This window comes from Collimonas sp. PA-H2 (genome assembly GCF_002564105.1).
In the GTDB taxonomy this organism is placed as follows: domain Bacteria; phylum Pseudomonadota; class Gammaproteobacteria; order Burkholderiales; family Burkholderiaceae_D; genus Collimonas.
The window spans coordinates 5,552,597-5,566,618 of record NZ_PDBX01000001.1 but is presented as its reverse complement, the minus strand read 5'-3'; the positions used below and the strand labels follow the sequence as shown (position 1 = coordinate 5,566,618).

The window sequence follows — 14,022 nt, the reverse complement described above, 5'->3', positions numbered from 1 at the left end:
ATACCGTCAGCGAGACGGTGCAGCCGTCTGGCACCACGGTGCGGGAATACATCTCGCCGGCCAATATCGTGTTTGCGGTCAGCTGGCAGGGACCGGACATGCCGAACCTGCAGGAATTGCTGGGCACCTATGCCGACCAGTATGTCAGCGCTGCCAGTGCACCTCATGCCGTGCGCCGCGCGGTTACCATCCAGTCGGATCAGCTGGTATTGCATTCAGGCGGTCATATGCGTTCTTTTGCCGGTAGCGCTTATGTGCCATCTTTGCTGCCGCAAGGCGTGACCCCTAGTGACATTCGCTGACCGGAGATGACCATGCGTCCTATGACTTATCTGCTTTGCCTGCTTAGCAGCGCGCTCTTGCTGGCCTGTGGCGGTGGCGGCGGTTCCGGCAACAGCACTCCCACGCCGACGCCGCAGCCGGTCCAGAATGTCCAGGCCATCGTGATCGACAGCGGTCCGACGGTCTCCGGACAGTCGGTCAACGCCGTCAATTCACCGTTTGTCTCGATCACCCTCTGTGCGCCTGGCAGCACCGCGCAATGCCAGACCATCGACCATATCCTGGTCGATACCGGTTCCAGCGGCTTGCGCATCATCTCGTCGGTCTTGTCCCCCAGTATCACATTGCCTTCGCTGGCGGCCCCCAGCGGTAATCCGCTGGCCGAATGTGCTCGCTTTGCGGACGGTTACAGCTGGGGTTCAGTGCGGCAGGCCGACCTGCGCATGGCCGGTGAAGTCGCCAGCAACATTTCAGTGCACGTCATCGGCGACAGCGCCTTCACCTCGGTGCCCAACGGCTGTTCTGGCAGCCTGGTGGCGGAAAATACCGTGGCTGCCTTCCATGCCAACGGCGTGATCGGCCTCAGTACATTTATCCAGGATTGCGGCAGCGCCTGCGCCGGCCAAGCGCTTGAAGGCTGGTACTACTCCTGTCCAGGGGGCGTGAATTGCACCGCGACCACGCTGCCGCTGGCCAAGCAAGTGGGGAATCCGGTGGCCTCTTTCGCTCAGGATAATAACGGCACGATCGTCCAGTTGCCGAGCATCAGCGACAGCGGCGCGTCAGGCGTCAGCGGCTCGCTGGTTTTCGGCATTGGTACGCAGTCAAACAATGGACTTGGCAGCGCCCGCATCTATACACTCAACGGCTCAGGCAACCTGAGCGTGCTGTACCAGGGGCAGGTGATGCAAGGCTTCTTTGACAGCGGCTCGAACGGCTTGTTCTTTGCGGATTCGACCATCCCGTCTTGCAGCAACAACACCGGCTTTTATTGCCCCTTGTCGACGCTGAACCGAAGCGCGACGAATACCGGCCTCAACGGACTGAGCAGCATTATCAACTTCAATGTGGCAAACGCCAATTCGCTGTTCCAGTCGAATCAGAACAATACGGCCTTCAACAACCTGGCTGGCGGGCCGGCTTTCGCTTCTTACTTCGATTGGGGATTGCCGTTCTACTTTGGCAAATCTGTATATACGGCGCTGGAAGGCGTTACCGTAGCAGGCACTGTCGGCCCCTTTGTTGCCTATTGAATAGCGAAAAATTGATGTTGATGCAAAGGGGCGCGTGGCGCGTAATGCCGTTCAGTTAAGACTGAACGGCATTTTTATTTGCGGAACTCGTAAGGTGGGCACTCCTTGCCCACGCGAACGGGCCGGGGCGCGTAGCCGGGGCACGAATGTCAGGGACACGAATATCCATAATACTGCGTGGGCACGGAGTGCCCACCCTACGGCAGCGATTTTCAGTAAGGAATGATTAATTGTGTAGCGATTTTGTATCCGGCCGGTTGCTGTGCCCCTGCTTGTGTGGTCGAACTGATGGCGCTGCTGTTCGCATTCGGCGCGATAAGCGCTGCGGGCTTCCTGAGCTCGCGACAAAGCACCGGTAGGGTGGGCACTCCGTGCCCACGCGGATAGGACGGGGGCGCGCAGCCCGGGTGCGAGTGCCCAGAGACGTAAATCTCCACGGCACTGCGTGGGCATGGAGTGCCCACCCTACGCCATGTCGTTCTGCCCTAACTGAACAGCATTAGCGCGTGGTGCGCCCCTTTTTTTTCGCGGCATGAATCCGGCTTTCAGCGACTAGGCAAATAGCGCGTTGGATCCACCGCTTTTCCCTGGCGGCGGATTTCGAAGTACAGCTTGACCGTATTGCTGTCGGATTTCCCCATTTCGGCGATTGTCTGGCCCTTGCTGACCATCTGCCCTTCCTTGACCATGATGGTTTTGTTATGGGCGTAAACCGACAGCATGTAGCTGCTGTGCTTGATGATCACCAGGTTGCCATAGCCGCGTATGCCGCTGCCGGCATAGGTCACCTTGCCTGCAGCGGCAGCCATTACCGGCTGCCCCAGCTGGCCGGCGATATCTATGCCTTTCCTTCCCTGGCCGGCGCCGCGGCTCGATTGGCCGGCAGCCGGCCAAGTCCAGTCAAGCGCGTCTTTTGGTTCGCCGGCCGCCGCCGCCGCATCATCGCTGTCATCGTTGCGCGGGCGGGCAGTGCGGCTTGCCACAGGATTGCCGCTGGCGCGAGCGCCATCCGGCGCTATGCGTAGGGCCTGGTCAACCTTGATGTCATTTGGGTCAGAAAGCTTGTTCCAGGCGATGATTTCGCTGTTGCTGCGCTTGAATTTGCGCGCAATGCTGGATAGCGTGTCGCCCTTTTGTACCGTGTAATAGCCGGGGCCGCTAGGCTGGGCCGGGCCGGATGGCGTGCTGCAGGCGCCTAGCGCGAGCAGGAATGCCAGCGGTAGCGCAGGGGAAATAATCCGTGCAAGCGCGCGCCGAAGACTGGAACTTGTGCCTGGATGTTGCGAGCTGGATGCCTCTGTATTCTGGACCGACAATGTTATTCCTCTGATAAATCTGACCTGGATTAATAGACTCTGGCGCCGTCAGGCTGACGCGATCCTCTGACCTCGTTCGACGAAACTAGTTGCGTGTCCGGCAAGCTGTTGCCGTTTTTTCCAGCGGCTGAGGATAGCGCAATTCTGCATGCCGGGTAAATGAGGCTGGTAGCCGGGGTGTGCCGGGCAATAGCTGAAAGGCCGGATCCAGACGCTTGGAAAATCCGTTATTTAAATGCCGTAAAGATAATTAATTGTACCCGAGTCAAGCACGGCGTTACGTTACATGTAACGTATCAAACCTTGCTCTATCGACTATTTTCAGATTTTTCAGATTTGAGTAAAGAAAATCTATGTGATTGATTTTAAAGTATTTATGCTGATTTTTTGGTGGGAATGTTAATCGTATTCGCCCCTTTGTCCTGCTGGCATGCTCTTTGCGAAATATACAAGCAGGGACATGTGGTTCGAACTTTCACAAAGGGGAAATACATCATGAACACATCGCAAAAAACGAGCCTGGTTGCAGCTTCATTGTTGTTAACCAGTTTGTTGGCCGGCTGCTCAAGTGGCGGCGACCTCGGGAAAACATTCGGCTCAGGGGCAGGAGCTACTCAGGGAACCGGCGCTACCGGTACTGGCGCAGGCGCGGGAGGCGGTGCAGGCGGGGGAAGCGGTACTGACGGTGGCGGCAGCGGCACTGGCGGTAGTGGCACAGGTGGCGGCGATGGTGGCGGTACAGGTGGCGGCGGTGGCGGTACGGGCGGTGGTGGTGGCACAGGCGACGGTGGTGGTGGTACGGGCGGCGGTGGTGGTGGTACGGGCGGCGGTGGTGGCGGTACGGGCGGCGGTGGTGGCGGTACGGGCGGCGGCGGTGGCGGTACAGGCGGCGGCGGTGGCGGTACAGGCGGTGGTGGTGGCGGTACAGGTGGTGGTGGTGGTGGTACAGGTGGTGGTGGTGGTGGTGGTACAGGTGGTGGTGGTACAGGCGGCGGCGCTTCGAGCAATTTCCTTTCCAATGTCGGCACCACGGTGTCCGGCACTGGCGCAGCACTGGGTACGATAGGCAATACCGTCATCAACAACGTGCCATTGCTTTCTTCCCAATCCAAGGGCGGCCTGACAACCGTAGTCGACAACGGCAGCGGCATTGTCAGCACGCTGGGCACCGGCCTCACCAATGGCCTGGGCCAGATCGGCAGCAATCCTAATGCGCTTGGCACCACCGTCGGCAGCGCTGGCGGCGTCGTGACCCAAGTGGGCAATACGGTGCAAGGCGTCGGGCAAGTGGTTGCCGGGCTGGGAACCGGACCGTTGGCGCCGCTGGCTGCCGTGACTACGCCGGTGGGCAACCTGGTGACTCAGGTGGGAGCGACCGTTTCAGGGCTGGGAGCGCCGGTGACTACGCTGCTGACCACCGGGCCGGTACAGCAGATTACGCAAACCGTCAGCCAGACAATCGTTCCATTGACCAGTACCGTGACAACCTTGACCCAGACAGTCGGTAACGCAACCGGCCTGAACCAGCCTGTGAACGGCCTGCTGGTGGCGCTGGGCGGAACCGTCAATGGTATCGGCCATACTCTGACCGGCGCAAAAGTTCCCGGCGTCAGCAGCCTGGGCGGCGTAGTCAGCGATCTCGGCGGCACCGTGGCGGGTCTTGGTACCAATGCTCTGGTCGGCACCGGCCAGCCTCTGCTGGGCAACAAGACCGGCGGTTTATTGCAGCCTTTGGATAATGTAGCGGCAGGGGTGATAGGGGGACTGGGCGGTGCGGCTGGCGGCAACCCATTGGCGCCGATCACTGGCCTGCTTGGTGGTCTGGGTGGTGCAACGGGTGGCGCCGGCGGCGGTGCAGGCGGCATCCTCGCTCCGGTTACCGGCTTGCTTGGTGGTCTGGGTGGAGCAACGGGTGGCGCCGGCGGCGGTGCAGGCAACATCCTGGCTCCGGTTACTGGTCTGGTGGGTAGCCTGACCGGTAAAACCGGTGGTGCTGGTGGTGGCGCAGGCAACATCCTGGCTCCGGTTACTGGTCTGGTGGGTGGCTTGACTGGCGCAGCTGGTGGTACAAGCGGCGGCGCAGGCAACATCCTGGCTCCGGTTACCGGCCTGGTGGGTAGCCTGACCGGTAAAACCGGTGGTGCTGGTGGCGGCGCAGGCAGCATCCTTGCCCCAGTTACCGGCTTGGTGGCTGGCGCAACTGGCGGCGCCGGCGGCGGTGCAGGCAACATCCTGGCTCCGGTTACCGGCCTGGTCGGTGGCTTGACCGGTGCAGCTGGTGGTACAAGCGGCGGTGCGGCTGGCGGCATCCTGGCCCCCGTGGTCAATCTGGTGACGGGCTTGACCGGCGGTAAAGGCGCAACGGGCGGCACGGATAACCAGGCGCCAGCGACCGGTTTGCTGAGCGGCTTGTTGGGAGGCGGCAAGAAATAATCTTGCCGCGCTAATCCAGGGAGGCGCTGGCCATTGGCCAGCCTTCCTTGCCTCGGCACCTGATCGGAAACAGCGATGAAATGCGGCGACGCCCCCGCATTGAAAGTAGAGCAAAGTCTGTTGCAACCCCTGGCTCCTGCTTGAACCATCGATTCAATGGCCAGTTTCCCCGGCAACGCGCAAACAACCGGCGCCATATCTTGAATCTGGTACGCCGGCATCGGCGAACAGAGCCGCTCAGGCAAACGCTAAAGTTCAGTAATTAATACTACCGAGGTGGGATCATGAGAGCCGAACAAATAGTCGATTTGATCGCATGTGCCAGCCCACAGGCGCAGGTGCCGGGAAATGATTTGTTGATCGGCATGCTGGCGCGCGAGATCGCGGCACTATCTTACAAGCTCACTGAGCAGGAGCTGTACCGCCTGATAGCAGTGGGTTCTCTGATCTATGAAAGAGGGCGCCGCGGCCGCATATGAAGCGCCAGGATTCAACGCAAATCATCGCTGGAACGTACGCAATTGCGCCCAGCTGCCTTCGCCGCATACATTGCCTTGTCTGCCGCCTGAATCAGTTCAAAAGGAATGTTGTCATCTCTGAGCGGCACGAAAGCCGCGACGCCGGCGCTGATGGTGACCATGCCGACCGGGCCGAATGCATGGTCTATCAGTAAGTCGTAAATCGCCAGGCGGATTTTTTCTGCTACGGCAATTGCTCCCGCCAGATTGGTATCCGGCAGCAAGACTGCCAGTTCTTCGCCGCCGTAACGCGCGGCCAGGTCTCCGGGCCGGTTCTTGCTGGCTTTCACTACTTCACTGATCTGCCGCAGGCATTCATCGCCAGCCAGATGGCCGTAGATATCGTTGTATTGCTTGAAGTAGTCGACATCGATCATCACCAGCGCCAGCGAAGTTGCGTTGCGCACGGCGCGACTGAATTCGTCGCGCAAGGTGCTGTCGAAGTGGCGGCGGTTGGCGAGGCCGGTCAAGCTGTCTTGCAGCGCCAGCTGTTCCAGGTGCTGGTTCAGGGTGCGCAAGGATTCCTGGACTTGCAGCAAGCCCGCCTCCGCCGCCAGGCGCAGCTGGATCTGATGGATCAGGCGCCAGCCGAGCAGTCCCAGCGCCAGTGTCAGCAGCGCTGCGCCCAGCACATGCAGGTAGGTGTCGGCGCGCCAGTCAGCCAATACTTCGTCCTTGGAGCGGGCGACAGTGATAAACAGTGGGTAGCGATCCAGATGGCGGTAGGCGATCAGCCGCTCCACGCCATCCTGGCCCGAGCGCATGATGGCGGTGCCACCCGCATTCTTGGAAGCGTAGTCGCGGTAGATCGGATAGTTGGCCAGGTTCTTGCCGATCGCGTTGTCCTGCATGGGACTCCTGACCAGCATCGTGCCGTCATTCAGACTGAGGAAGATCGAACCGGCGCGGCCGATATCGAAGCTGTCGTAAAAATTCTTGAAATAGCTGATGTTGATGGTGGCCAGGGCGACGCCGGCAAAACTGCCGTCGGCGTGGTTGACGCGGCGCGAGACGGTCACTATCCACGCGCCCGTGGAACGGCTGCGCACTGGCGGCCCGATATAGGGGCCGCGCTCGAGATCGTCGTGATGATGGCGGAAATACTGGCGGTCGGAATTGTTGACGACCGGGATCGGACCGCTGCGGGCGTTGACCAGCCAGAGTCCGGTTTCATCGTAGATCGAGAGGTCGTTCAGCTGCGGCAGTTCGGCAATATGCTGGATCAGGAGTTTATGCAGGCGCTCCAGCGATGCACTGCTGCTGCCGTCCAGTTCAAGGCGTTCAACCACGCCCACCAGTACGGTATCGGCCTGCTTGATCGTGTCGTCAGCCTGTTCCGACAGCGCGCGCGCCAGGTTGCGCGTGGCAATTTCCGTTTCCTGCAATTCGACGATGCGCTCATGCCAGCTGCGCCATGCCTCCACCGTCAGCAGCGACACGCATACCAGCACCACGAACAGTGTCGCCAGGAAGGTGATAGGTAAAGGCTTGAGATTGAAGCGCACTTGGCGGGCCGCTATCGCGATGGTAGTGTTCATCGGTGCTCCAGGCAATAGTGCCTACGGTCTCAGTTTGGCCTTATGCCCTTGCGGTATTCCGTGGGAGATGTCCACATATGCTTGCGGAACAATTTGGCGACGTGCTCGCCGCTGAACAGGCCGCAGCGCCTGGCTATCTTGTCCACCGGCAGGTCGGTCTCGGTCAATTGCTGGCGCACTGCTTCTAGCCGCAGGTTGAGCAGGAAATCATGCGGCGTCTGTCCGGTTTCGCGCTTGAACTGGCGCACAAAATTGCGTTCGCTCATGGATACGAAGTTGGCGGCGTCGACCACGCTGATGGATTCCGCCAGATGTTCCACAAACCATAACGAGGCGCGCTGGATCTTGCTGGTCTTGACCGGGAAACTGGCAGGCGACGCCTGGTTGGCAGGCGGCGTGTCGCGGCGGCGCTGGCAGACTACCAGGCTTTGCGCGACCCGCCGCGCAACTGCGGGACCCAGATCGTTTTCCAGCAAGCGTAATGCCAGGTCTGTGGCCATGCCTACATCGCAAGACGTAAAGATGCCGTCGTCTTCACTGATCTGCGCTTCGCGCTCGATTTTAATCAGCGGGAATTCGCGCGCCAGCTTGTCCAGCAGGGCCCAATGGGTGGTGGCGCGGCGGTTGTTGAGGAAACCGGCGGCGCCGATCACGAAGACGCCGGTGCAGATCGCGGCGATGCGACGCACGTTGCCGCGCATTTGCTGCAGCCAGGTAATCAGGACGGGATCCCGGTAGGCGTCGAAATTGCCTGTGCCGCTGGCAATCAGCAGGGTGTCGAAATGATGTTTGTCGAAGGACGCCAGTGCCGAAGTCATGATCTGCACCGAGGCGGATGACATGATCATGCCGCCCGCAATCGACAGGACGGACACGGCATAGCGTGTGGTGCCGGGAAAGACCGTGGAAATCAGCTTGTCGCCGACGCCGAAAACATCCGCCGCGCCCACCACGTCAGCCAGCACAACGCCTTCAAAAACGATGATACCTATATGCCTGGTTGAGCTGCCGCCGTCTATCACTTCAAGTGTCTTTGCGCACTCGATATCCATGAGACTCTCCCTGCCGCCAATTTACCGTTTTGCATTGCCGGAACGCAATTTTTTATTGGTAAATTACTATTCCCCATTCTGCTACAAAACTGGATATTGTCCAGTAAATGATTGTTAAATTTAGTTGATTCCGTGGCGCGTTAACACATGATTTTCTATGGCAACAAAATAAATCCGCCGAAATTTTCCGCGTGCACCATTGTTAATTTCTTTCGAGTATTTATTTGACATTTGAAGCCGTTGTGTTCACATTTTAGTAAAAATAATATTACGATTTATATCGTTTATCCAAAGCTATCTATTTCTTGCCAAGCGGCATTCAACTGGGAGAGCTGTAATGCTCGTGTTTACTTCGCTTGTCTTCCAGTACATCTTGCAAGCGAGCGTTTTCCAGTGTCAGTTCAGCCACAATCTGTTTCAGCTTGGCGTTCTCTTCCTGCAGGCATTTCAAGTCTTGCGGATAGTCAGGCAGGCCCCCGTATTGCCGCTTCCAGTTAAGGAAGGTGCGTTCCGTGATTCCTGCTTGCTTGATCACATCAGCCAACGGCATGCCCAGTTCCTCCTGCTTCAGGGCCGCAGCGATCTGGTCGCTGGAGAATGGCGAACGCTTCATGGCATTGCCTCGCATTCTTTTTAGCGGTCTTTTAAGGCAGACAAATCCGGCATTTTGCTATCCAGGCCAAGACGGGCTCGAATCAACGGGTCTTTATATTGATCGCCGATGTTCATCAGGTTTTGGCTGACGGCATTGTTTTCTGCGGAAGGCGCGGCCGGGGCAGCAGGTGCGGCGGCTCTTTCCATGCCTGGGCAGGAACGTCCGGTCGATTCAACCGCTTTGCGATTGGCTTCGCTTTGGCAGAGCAGGGCAAGCGCCACATCGTTCAGGCCCATGGCGCGGAATTCCCTGGAATCAAGGCGCCGTACGCATGCCTGGTCGACCATGGTGGTGCCGCCGGTGGCGCCGAAACCTGTGAACGACAAGCCGAACGATGCCGAACCCATGCAGGTGTCGGACAAGGTGGTCGTCAGCGATGGCGCAACAATATTCGGCACGGTCTTGATGGAATAAGTGCCGCCGTAGTCGACCGTGGTCTTGGTGTTGTTAGCGCTGCTGCCTGGCTCGCCTGCGGCGCTGCTGGTTCCTGCTCCTGCTGATGTTCCAGTGCCGGATGCTCCTGAACCAGATGTTCCCGTTCCCGATGTGGTCGGCAGGGAAACGGATACGCTCACGCTTGAGTTGCCGCCGGTGCCTGAGCCGCCGGTTGCGCTGCCGCCATTGGTGGCAGATGCGCCATATGTTCCCGAAATCGTATTGGACGCGGTGCCGCCTGCTGCCGCGCCGCCTGCTGCCGAGCCGCCGACGCCGCCCGCGCCGCCGACCGCGGTTGCGGTGGATGTGGATGTGGTGGTAGGTGTCGTCTGCGCTAGCGCCGGCACTGTGAAGGTCGAGGCTACCAGTATGCCTATAAGTATGCGTTTCATGGCTTCTCCATCGTAATGGTTGGTTTTACAAACGAGAGGGAAAAATTTCTTTTCCCTCTCGCAACTCATAGCTAACCGAGCCGTTCCCTGCCGTTGTTATTATTGATTGCCGGCTTTTGCCGATGAGAATGCATTGCCGCCAAAGCCGCCGTTGCCAGCAGTGGCATTGCCAGATTGAGCGCCGCCAGCGAACACAAAGTTTCCTGCCGAGCCGCCGGTATTGGTAGCACCATTAATCGATGCATCTGCGTTACCGGTCCATGTGCCGCTTATGCCTCCACTGGAACTGGCATTGCCGTTATAGGCTTGTGTGCTGCCGGTGGCGCTGGATGCGCCGCCAGCACCGCCTGTGGTGCTGCCAAGCTTGCCGGCATCGCCGCTACTGCCGCCATTGGCAGTGCCGCTGCTGGTTCCGCCGGCTGTAGTTGCGCCGCCGGTTGCCGTGCTGCCGCCGGCGCCGGTCCAGTTGCCGCCGGTATTGGCCATGCCGCCGGTAATGGTTTGGCTTGCATTGCCGCCCGTTGCTGTGCCGCCAGTGGCCGAGCCGCCGGTTGCGCCGCCTGAACTTGCCGAGCCGCCGGCGCCGCCTACGCCACCGACCGACACTGCAGTTGCGACGCTAGTGATGGTGGCGGTGGTGGTGGTGGTGCTTGTGCTTGAGCCGGAAGATTGATGAGCGAATGCAGAGACGGCGAACAGTGAAACTATGGATGCGGCAAGAATTTGCTTTTTCATTTCTGTTTCTCCTTGGAGTGGGGCATCATTCACCAGATTGTCTTGCCCATGCGCCCCTGGCCATCGGCAAGTGTTGCCACAAATAAAGATCGTCTCGTCAGCGTGTTGCGCATAAGAAGTGCGCCGGATGAAAGCGAACTTCTTATGCGGCAACAAGCTTTGCGAATGTCTCGCCGAGCTAAACGAAAATGTCTCTTTTCAGCAGGACAAAGCGTGATCGAAGGGCGTTGTTTTGGACGCGATCAGCGCAGGGCTCGTCGAGCGAGTGCATTTACGTTGATCTGATAATAGGATTGCAAAACCTAGTGTTTACGACAAAACCCTGTCAGCTTCGGACAGATAAGTTGGCCGGTTTGGCTAGTGTTTTTCCATGCTGCATCTTGGGAGCGCTAACAAAAAAAATATAAAAATGCCATTTCATTCTTGGTGCCTGAAATGGCGTCGCTGCGAATAATGACGCACGGGAAAACTGTCGAGAGCATGTGATGTCCGTTTTTGACAAGGCGTAAAACAACGTGTGCAGATTCCGCACTGTTTCGCTGAAACTGCATGTGGAGGGCTGCTTTCCGCTGTGATGCGTGGGCGGGATTTTCTGCGGAGCGGGGTGCGCATCGATATGTTGCGCGGATATTTTTTTTGACGCCGGCATAGGCGTCGATAACGTGATTTTTTTACGCGGTCGCGATTATCGGATATATTGCCGCATGTTAATTTGTGTCCCGCTGCCGGGTGCTGCCGGGACACTTAATCCAAATCGAAAAGCCAGCCATGAATATTGCGGAACTGTTTTCTCTCGCGGCCATCTGGGGCGCATCGTTTCTTTTCATGCGCATCGGTACGCCGGAATTCGGTCCGGTGCCCTTGATCGCCTTGCGCGTCGGCATCGCCGCGCTGGTGCTGCTGCCAGTATTGCGTTCGGCCGTCGCGCGCGGTCATTTGCGCAGCAAGTTATGGCCGATGCTGGTGGTCGGCGTCACCAATTCAGCCTTTCCGTTCTCGCTGTTTGCCTACTCGACCTTGTATGTGAACGCCGGTTTCGATGCTGTCTTGAACGCCACCGTGCCGTTGTGGACTGGCCTGATCGCGTTCGTCTGGCTGAAAGCGCCGATGAGCCGGCCGCAGGTGATCGGCATGCTGGTCGGCATGGCGGGTGTGATTGTGCTGGTGTGGGACAAGATCGGCGAGGGACAGCCCGGAGTCTGGCTGGCGACCGGCGCGGTGCTGCTGGCCACGCTGTCCTATGGTTTTGCGATCAACTATTCGAAAACCCGCCTGGCCGGCGTGCCGCCTTTTGTCGTGGCCTGCGGCAGCCAGCTGGCGGCGACCCTGGTGCTGCTGCCGCTGGCATTGCTGTATTGGCCGGCGGCGCCGGTATCCAGCCTCGCCTGGTATTCAGTGCTGGCGCTGGGCGTGCTGTGCACCGGCGTGGCCTATGCGATCTTCTATCGCCTGCTGGACCGCGTCGGCTCCGCCTATGCGGCTTCCGTGACCTTCCTGATTCCGATCTTCGGCGTGATCTGGGGCGCCATTTTCCTGAAGGAGCAGGTGACGCCCGGCATGGTCCTCGGCTGCCTGATCATCTTGCTGGGAACCGCGCTGGCGACCGGCAAGCTCGATCTGTCCGCCTATCTGCGCGGCAAAGCGGCTAAATAAGAGCTAAACAATTTCCAGCTTTGGCGTTCCCGGGGCCAGGCAATACGTGAATATATGCAACATGCCAGGGCAGGGAATGTCATTTTCACGACGTTCTAGAGTATTGGCGGGCTGCTTCTATGGCATAATCAAGAGCTAAATTCACTGTTTTGCGCGGTCTCGAAGCCGCCCTGGATCATGCTTAAAACGCTCTATGACAAACTCTGGGATGCCCATGTCGTCCATACCGAACAGGACGGCACGGCGATTCTGTATATCGATCGACATCTTTTGCACGAGGTCACCAGCCCTCAGGCCTTCGAAGGACTGAAGCTGGCCGGGCGCAAGCCATGGCGCCTGCCGGCCAACCTGATGGTGGCCGACCATAACGTGCCGACTACCGGCCGCGCCAATGGCATTGCCGATCCGATATCGCGCCTGCAGGTTGAAACGCTGGATGCCAATGCCAAGAGCTATGGCCTGACCTATTTCGGTATGAATGACCACCGCCAGGGCATCGTCCACGTGATCGGGCCGGAGCAGGGCGCAACCCTGCCGGGCATGACCGTGGTCTGCGGCGATTCGCATACCTCCACCCACGGCGCCTTCGGCTGCCTGGCGCACGGCATCGGCACCTCGGAAGTCGAGCACGTGCTGGCCACGCAAACCTTGCTGACCAAGAAATCCAAATCGATGCTGGTGCAGGTCGACGGCGCGATTCCCAACGGCGTCACCGCCAAGGATATCGTGCTGGCCGTGATCGGCCGCATCGGCACCGCCGGCGGCACCGGCTACGCGATTGAATTCGCCGGCACGGCGATTCGCGCCTTGTCGATGGAAGGCCGCATGACGGTGTGCAATATGGCGATTGAAGCCGGCGCCCGCGCCGGCATGATTGCCGTCGACGACACCACGCTGAGCTACGTCAAGGGCCGGCCGTTTTCGCCGGCCGGACCGCACTGGGAGCGCGCCGTGACTTACTGGCGCACCTTGCATTCCGATCCAGGCTCCAAATTTGACATGGTGGTGACCCTCAACGCAGCCGAGATCAAGCCGCAAGTGACCTGGGGCACCTCGCCCGAAATGGTGGTGGCAGTGGACGGCCGCATCCCCGATCCGGACAAGGAAAAAGACGCCACCAAGCGCGACGGCATGGAAAAAGCGCTGGCCTACATGGCGCTGAAGCCGAACACCGCGATTGAAGATATCCGCATCGACAAGGTCTTCATCGGCTCCTGCACCAACTCGCGGATTGAAGATCTGCGCGCCGCGGCGGCAGTGGTGCGCGGCAAGTTCCGCGCTTCCAACGTCAAGCTGGCGATGGTGGTGCCGGGCTCCGGCCTGGTCAAGGAACAGGCCGAGCGCGAAGGCCTGGACAAGATTTTCAAGGATGCCGGCTTCGAATGGCGCGAGCCGGGCTGCTCGATGTGCCTGGCAATGAACGCCGACCGGCTGGAGCCGGGCGAGCGCTGTGCTTCCACCTCGAACCGCAACTTCGAAGGCCGCCAGGGCGCCGGCGGCCGCACCCATCTGGTCAGCCCGGCAATGGCCGCGGCGGCTGGGATCGCCGGCCATTTCGTGGATATTCGCTCGCTATAAGATTGAAGGATGGAACAATGATGAAGAAAATAATCACCCTGTGCGTGTTGCTGACTAGTGTTTATGCGCTGACTGCTTGCAATACCTTTCACGGCTTTGGCAAAGATGTAGAACACGTCGGCGAAAAGATTCAAGGCAAGTGATCACCCCGCGCTAGCGGAACGGCGTCAAGAAAAGGCGCA

14 protein-coding genes are annotated in these 14,022 nt (G+C 59.3%); 8 read left to right on the top strand and 6 right to left on the bottom strand.

Features of this window, described 5'->3' with window-relative positions:
• Positions 1-302: DUF2844 domain-containing protein (locus BCF11_RS25570; protein WP_143751478.1), on the top strand; the 302-nt coding region annotated here is incomplete at its 5' end.
• A gap of 12 nt (positions 303-314) precedes the next feature.
• Positions 315-1,535, top strand: coding sequence for a DUF3443 domain-containing protein (locus BCF11_RS25565; RefSeq protein ID WP_098497693.1), 1,221 nt, complete (start codon positions 315-317; stop codon positions 1,533-1,535).
• 545 nt (positions 1,536-2,080) lie between these two features.
• Here BCF11_RS25565 and BCF11_RS25560 read toward each other — a convergent pair.
• Entirely contained in the window at positions 2,081-2,851 is a 771-nt protein-coding gene (locus tag BCF11_RS25560; protein ID WP_233212629.1) for a peptidoglycan DD-metalloendopeptidase family protein, read from the bottom strand.
• A 568-nt stretch (positions 2,852-3,419) separates the two neighbouring features.
• Between BCF11_RS25560 and BCF11_RS28445 the strand changes: the two genes are divergently transcribed.
• The 3 genes from BCF11_RS28445 to BCF11_RS25550 all read left to right on the top strand — a co-directional run bounded on the left by BCF11_RS28445 (position 3,420) and on the right by BCF11_RS25550 (position 5,763).
• Positions 3,420-3,917 carry a hypothetical protein gene (locus BCF11_RS28445; protein WP_233212628.1) on the top strand — a complete coding sequence of 166 codons (498 nt, stop codon included), beginning with the start codon at positions 3,420-3,422 and terminating at the stop codon, positions 3,915-3,917.
• Positions 3,884-5,284 carry a collagen-like triple helix repeat-containing protein gene (locus BCF11_RS28550; RefSeq protein WP_304441872.1) on the top strand — a complete coding sequence of 467 codons (1,401 nt, stop codon included), beginning with the start codon at positions 3,884-3,886 and terminating at the stop codon, positions 5,282-5,284. The genes BCF11_RS28445 and BCF11_RS28550 overlap by 34 nt, the downstream gene beginning before the upstream one ends.
• 284 nt (positions 5,285-5,568) lie before the next feature.
• Positions 5,569-5,763: a hypothetical protein gene (locus BCF11_RS25550; protein ID WP_098497247.1), complete on the top strand. Its 195-nt coding sequence runs from the start codon at positions 5,569-5,571 to the stop codon at positions 5,761-5,763.
• Positions 5,764-5,774: 11 nt separating this feature from the next.
• On the opposite strand, the gene BCF11_RS25545 is transcribed toward BCF11_RS25550, so the two are convergent.
• The 5 genes from BCF11_RS25545 to BCF11_RS28100 all read right to left on the bottom strand — a co-directional run bounded on the left by BCF11_RS25545 (position 5,775) and on the right by BCF11_RS28100 (position 10,609).
• A complete protein-coding gene (locus BCF11_RS25545; protein ID WP_098497246.1) occupies positions 5,775-7,340 on the bottom strand; it encodes a GGDEF domain-containing protein in 1,566 nt (521 codons plus the stop codon).
• A gap of 29 nt (positions 7,341-7,369) precedes the next feature.
• Positions 7,370-8,392, bottom strand: a complete 1,023-nt coding sequence (locus BCF11_RS25540; protein ID WP_098497245.1) for a GlxA family transcriptional regulator — start codon at positions 8,390-8,392, stop codon at positions 7,370-7,372.
• Positions 8,393-8,711: 319 nt separating this feature from the next.
• Entirely contained in the window at positions 8,712-9,005 is a 294-nt protein-coding gene (locus BCF11_RS25535) for a transposase (protein ID WP_158229284.1), read from the bottom strand.
• Between the two features lie 20 nt (positions 9,006-9,025).
• Positions 9,026-9,874, bottom strand: coding sequence for a hypothetical protein (locus BCF11_RS25530; RefSeq protein ID WP_098497243.1), 849 nt, complete (start codon positions 9,872-9,874; stop codon positions 9,026-9,028).
• 99 nt (positions 9,875-9,973) lie between these two features.
• On the bottom strand, positions 9,974-10,609 hold the full coding sequence (locus tag BCF11_RS28100; RefSeq protein ID WP_158229283.1) for a hypothetical protein: 636 nt from the start codon (positions 10,607-10,609) through the stop codon (positions 9,974-9,976).
• Positions 10,610-11,377: 768 nt separating this feature from the next.
• Here BCF11_RS28100 and BCF11_RS25515 point away from each other — a divergent pair.
• The 3 genes from BCF11_RS25515 (at position 11,378) to BCF11_RS25505 (ending at position 13,983) form a co-directional block, all read left to right on the top strand.
• On the top strand, positions 11,378-12,262 hold the full coding sequence (locus BCF11_RS25515) for a DMT family transporter (protein ID WP_098497240.1): 885 nt from the start codon (positions 11,378-11,380) through the stop codon (positions 12,260-12,262).
• Positions 12,263-12,439: 177 nt separating this feature from the next.
• On the top strand, positions 12,440-13,840 hold the full coding sequence (gene leuC, locus BCF11_RS25510; protein ID WP_098497239.1) for a 3-isopropylmalate dehydratase large subunit: 1,401 nt from the start codon (positions 12,440-12,442) through the stop codon (positions 13,838-13,840).
• Positions 13,841-13,857: 17 nt separating this feature from the next.
• Positions 13,858-13,983 (top strand): entericidin A/B family lipoprotein, encoded by a 126-nt coding sequence (locus BCF11_RS25505; RefSeq protein WP_335340341.1) that lies wholly within the window; start codon positions 13,858-13,860, stop codon positions 13,981-13,983.
• Positions 13,984-14,022 lie beyond the last annotated feature (39 nt).

Excerpts from the sequence above, each read along its gene's own strand:
- BCF11_RS25565 (WP_098497693.1), top strand. The coding sequence starts at position 315 with ATGCGTCCTATGACTTATCTGCTTTGCCTGCTTAGCAGCGCGCTCTTG.
- BCF11_RS25550 (WP_098497247.1), top strand. The coding sequence starts at position 5,569 with ATGAGAGCCGAACAAATAGTCGATTTGATCGCATGTGCCAGCCCACAG.
- BCF11_RS25545 (WP_098497246.1), bottom strand. The coding sequence starts at position 7,340 with ATGAACACTACCATCGCGATAGCGGCCCGCCAAGTGCGCTTCAATCTC.
- BCF11_RS25540 (WP_098497245.1), bottom strand. The coding sequence starts at position 8,392 with ATGGATATCGAGTGCGCAAAGACACTTGAAGTGATAGACGGCGGCAGC.
- BCF11_RS25535 (WP_158229284.1), bottom strand. The coding sequence starts at position 9,005 with ATGAAGCGTTCGCCATTCTCCAGCGACCAGATCGCTGCGGCCCTGAAG.
- BCF11_RS25530 (WP_098497243.1), bottom strand. The coding sequence starts at position 9,874 with ATGAAACGCATACTTATAGGCATACTGGTAGCCTCGACCTTCACAGTG.
- BCF11_RS28100 (WP_158229283.1), bottom strand. The coding sequence starts at position 10,609 with ATGAAAAAGCAAATTCTTGCCGCATCCATAGTTTCACTGTTCGCCGTC.
- BCF11_RS25515 (WP_098497240.1), top strand. The coding sequence starts at position 11,378 with ATGAATATTGCGGAACTGTTTTCTCTCGCGGCCATCTGGGGCGCATCG.
- leuC (WP_098497239.1), top strand. The coding sequence starts at position 12,440 with ATGCTTAAAACGCTCTATGACAAACTCTGGGATGCCCATGTCGTCCAT.
- BCF11_RS25505 (WP_335340341.1), top strand. The coding sequence starts at position 13,858 with ATGATGAAGAAAATAATCACCCTGTGCGTGTTGCTGACTAGTGTTTAT.